The following is a 3,415-nucleotide window of genomic DNA, read 5'->3' as shown; positions in this document are numbered from 1 at the left end:
GCGCGGTCGTTGGCGTAGGCCAGCGGGCCGCCGGCGGTGCCGCCGAAGGCCTGGCGGAAGCTGCTGCCGGAGTTGATGTCGCCCACGCCGGTGCTGGCGCCGCCGACGGTGCGCGTGCCGTAGGCGCTCTCGACGACGCGGGTCTCGTCGAGGATGCCGCGCAGCTTGATGGTGGCCTTCAGCGACTCGGTGAGCTTGCCGTCGAAGTTGAGGTCCACCCGGGTGGCGAACCAGTTGATGTCGGCGTCCTTCTTGTACTCCGCCGGGCGGGTCAGGGTGGGCGAGAGCCCCGCGGCCACGCCGTTGTTGGTGTACGAGATGCCGTTGGTGGAGTTGCCGCTCTGGTTGGCGATGTTCTGGTCGTCGGTGGTCTTCACCGCCAGTTCCTGCCGGATGAAGCCCGAGAAGGCCCATTCGGCCGCCTGGGCCGACCCACACAGCGCGACCAACGCAGCTGCTGCGATGGCGTGCCGCTGAGAGATTTCTGTACGAATCTTCTTCACGCTNCGCGACCAACGCAGCTGCTGCGATGGCGTGCCGCTGAGAGATTTCTGTACGAATCTTCTTCACGCTGTTGTCTCCTCGTTGTAGGTCAAAGATCAAGTTCCAGGATCGTTCCACCCGCTCCTACCGCCACCACGCGTCGCTTGCCGCCCGGGCCTTCGCTGGCCGCCAGGGCCTGGTACCAGGCGTTGCGCACGAGCTTGGAGTTCAGCGGGCTCCAGGAGGCCCCGCCGTCGCGGCTGAGCACCACGGCGTTGNTCGCTGGCCGCCAGGGCCTGGTACCAGGCGTTGCGCACGAGCTTGGAGTTCAGCGGGCTCCAGGAGGCCCCGCCGTCGCGGCTGAGCACCACGGCGTTGATGCCGCTGGCGAGCACTTCGCCCTTGGGCGTGGCGTGCACGCCGGTGAGGATGGCGCCGGTGCCGGTCTTGTGCGACACCCAGGTGGCGCCGCCGTCGGCGCTGCTGAGCAGCGCGCCGCTCTGGCCGGTGGCGTACATCTTGGTGCCGCCCTCGACGACGGACAGGCCGAACAGGGAGCGTTCGCCCTTGTGCAGGGCCTTCCACTGCTTGCCGTCGCTGCTGCGCATGACGAGTTCGAATTCGCCGACCGCAGTGACGCTGCCGTCCTCGCCGACGTGGAGGTCGTAGAGGTGGGGTTCGACGCCGTCTTCGGTGAGGGTGCTCCAGTCGACGGTCTGCACGGCCCACGACTGGCCCCAGTCGGTGGACTTGAGGATGGTGCCGAAGGCGCCCACGGCGTAGGCCAGGCCCTGGCGGTTGACGTCCACGGCGAGCAGGCGCGACTTGGTCATGGAGGGCGCAGCCTTCCAGGTCTTGCAGTCGGCTGCGGCGTACACGAGACCGGTCTGGCCGACGGCGATGCATTTGCCTTCGCGCATGGCCACGGCCATCAAGGCCAGGTGCTTCATCGGGAAGGGCTGAACCTGCCAGGTCGCCCCGCCGTCGGCCGTCACGAGCACGTTGCCGAACGCCCCCACCGCAATCCCGCGCTCACCCTCGAACGCGACGTCGTACAGCGCGTCGTGCGCCGTCCCGTGGCGGATCAGCTTCGCGCTGCCGGAGGGCGCAGCAGCCGCAGCAGCGGCCGGCGCCGGAGCGGCCGGTGCTGCGGCAGCCGCAGAGGCGGCGCCGTCGGCGGCTTGCGCCACCGACGCGACCGCCCCGCCGCACAGCAGCGCGGCGGCCGCCGCGAGCCGGGCGAGCAGTGCGGCAGGCCGAGTCCGGCCGCCGCGAGCGGCGGACCGCTCGTGTTGCTGACACTCGGACATGTTCAGGTCCCCAGCCGCTGCAGCGCCTGCTCGGTCATGAACTTCTCGATCATGCCCGGGTTGTCGTAGCCCGACTGGTAGCCGCCCGTGATGCTCTTGGCCTGCACGAAGCGCGTCATCCGGCCGTCCTGCACGTTGTGCGACATCACCGCCGTCCACGACCAGTGCGTCTTGCCGCTGGCGTCGACGTACTTCTTGTCGCCCTTCTCGTACAGGCTGTACTGCGGCTCGAAGGACTTGAAGAGTTCACCGCGGCGGTCGTAGGTGACGTAAGCCACGTACATCTGATTGCGCACGTCCATCCACACGCGCTTCTTGCCCACCGGCGCGCGCGGATAACCCGTCGGCTCGGCCTCGAACACCACGACGTCGGGGCAGAACTCCATGCTGGTCTCGAGGAAGGTCTGGCCCTTCGGACCGCCATGCACCGGACGCTCCCAGTTCGGGTGGTCGCCGTACCAGGTCTGCGACACCGCGCCGAGGAAGGGGCCGCGGCCGATGATCTTGTAGTTGCCCCAGGTCAGCATCGGGTCACCGGCGGCCCAGGCATCCGACAGGTAGAGGTTGGAACCCGCCACCAGCGGCTCGAAGCGCTGATTGGTCGGGAACTTGCGCACGCGCTTGAAGGCGGGCAGGTAGCCGACGAGGTCGGGGAACTTGCGCTGGTCGTAGTACCACGTGCTCAGGTAGCCCGTGCCCTTCACGTCGACCGGCGAGGTGAAGAACACCGACTGGTAGCGCAGCTTGTCGTCGGCGCCGGGGAAGGTCTTGCCATCCACGCGGGCCAGGGTGTTTTCTTCCACCCAGGCGAAGTCGTACTGGTAGCTCAGCGAACCGTCCGGTGCGACTTCCTGGTCCTTGATGCAGTAGATCGAGTTGTCGTGGCGGCCCCAGCACAGCGTGAGGTTGGCAGCGGACTCGACACCGGTCTTCGCATCGGGGAAGGGGTTGCCGCCGATCCAGGGCTTGCCGTCGGCGTTGACGACGTTGCCGCCCGAATCGAACTTGGCCTTGCCCTGGTTCTTGAGCGTGGCCTCGAGGTACTGATGCGGATACATCCGCGTGACGTCCTTGGTGGTCGGCACGATCTTGATCTTGCGACCCAGCGTCTTGACCTGCATGTACGCGACGGGGTCGAGCAATTCCTTGACGATCTCGACGTTCTCGGCGGTGATGAAGTCACCGGTCTTGATCTTGCCCTTGGACCAGGCGTCGATCGACATCAGCTCGTCCGGGTAGGCCTTGGTGATGTCCGCGGAGTTCGCGATCATCGGCCACAGCGGACCCAGCACGCCGGCCGTGGCAATGCCCTTGGCGGCCTGCTCCATGAAGAAGCGGCGGCTGTAGTCGTGGTCGTACTTTCTGATATGCATGGYTGTCTCCTACTTCGTTGTCGACAAATCGCAGACCCCGGCGCGGGGTGCACACTCACAGGGCTCAGGCAGGCACCGCCGTCTGAGGCTTCTTCTCCAGGGATTCGGACAGAGCCGACATGTCGCTGTCGAGGAACTTGGGCTTGATCAGGTACACCAGCAGCGGCAGCAGCACCAGCGCCAGCACCATGTTGATGAGCATCAGGATCACCAGCAGCAGCCCGGTGTCGGAGAGGAACTTGAGCTCCG

The 3,415-nt window shown here is 66.9% G+C and carries 2 protein-coding genes; both read right to left on the bottom strand.

Annotated elements, in window-relative coordinates; translation table 11 throughout:
* Window positions 1–1,795: 1,795 nt before the first annotated feature.
* A complete protein-coding gene (locus ASC67_RS05775; RefSeq protein WP_056316356.1) occupies window positions 1,796–3,166 on the bottom strand; it encodes a DUF1329 domain-containing protein in 1,371 nt (456 codons plus the stop codon).
* 64 nt (window positions 3,167–3,230) lie between these two features.
* Window positions 3,231–3,415, bottom strand: a 185-nt coding sequence (locus tag ASC67_RS20775; RefSeq protein WP_162245607.1) for a hypothetical protein, incomplete at its 5' end; no start/stop codon positions are given.

The organism is Methylibium sp. Root1272 (genome assembly GCF_001425905.1).
Taxonomy (GTDB): Bacteria; Pseudomonadota; Gammaproteobacteria; order Burkholderiales; family Burkholderiaceae_C; genus Methylibium.
This window is presented reverse-complemented; position numbering and strand designations above follow the sequence as displayed.